The sequence below is a fragment of the Paraburkholderia franconis genome (genome assembly GCF_009362735.1).
GTDB classification, from domain to species: Bacteria; Pseudomonadota; Gammaproteobacteria; order Burkholderiales; family Burkholderiaceae; genus Paraburkholderia; species Paraburkholderia franconis.
Genome location: NZ_WHNP01000259.1, coordinates 1 through 599 on the forward strand (window position 1 = coordinate 1; position 599 = coordinate 599).

1 protein-coding gene and 1 pseudogene are annotated in these 599 nt (G+C 58.6%); one reads left to right on the forward strand and one right to left on the reverse strand.

Annotated features, from left to right (window positions below; genetic code table 11):
* Positions 1–181, reverse strand: a pseudogene (locus tag GCT13_RS48090) (IS256 family transposase); the annotation flags it as partial.
* A 205-nt stretch (positions 182–386) separates the two neighbouring features.
* On the opposite strand from GCT13_RS48090, the gene GCT13_RS48095 reads away from it, so the two are divergent.
* On the forward strand, positions 387–599 hold a 213-nt coding region (locus tag GCT13_RS48095; protein ID WP_152768471.1), incomplete at its 3' end, for a transposase.

Here is a 599-nt window from a genome sequence, read left to right on the forward strand (position 1 = left end):
AACGGCCGGCTTCGTGCATTAACTCGTCGATGCTGGCGCGGGTGTTCTGAATCAGATCGAGCATGGGCAACAGGAGCTGACTGTTCTCGGCAAAACAGGCGCGCAGCCCGTCCGGGTCCTGCTTGGGCACCACGTGCAACGGCGCGCTGGCGCTTTGGGGCTTCTTCTTGGTACGCTTCATTTGGCGGTTCTCCTTGGTCCCCTGTCCGGGAAGTTGGTCGTCGAAACCCGATTCTCTCGGATTTCCAACGGGGAACCGCCGCCTTCAACCTTCAACTACGCCCGGGACATTGCCGTCGACCGTAAGCAACTCGTGAGTGCCGTTCTGGACGGCGGATTGAGTGTCCGGGTAATTTGGTGTCCACCAAATTATTGCGGGCACCAAATTGGACAATACATTGAGGGCGCGCACGGCCGACGGTGCGTACAAGCGGCCTAATTTCCGGACCGATTTCAAGCGGCAACTGGTCGAGGAATCCTTTGAGCCGGGGGCGTCAGTAGCGTTGATCGCTCGTCAGAACGACATCAACGCCAACCTTCTGTTCAAGTGGCGGCGGCAATACCTTGAAGGTGCATACGGTTTGCCGACGTTGCCGGAG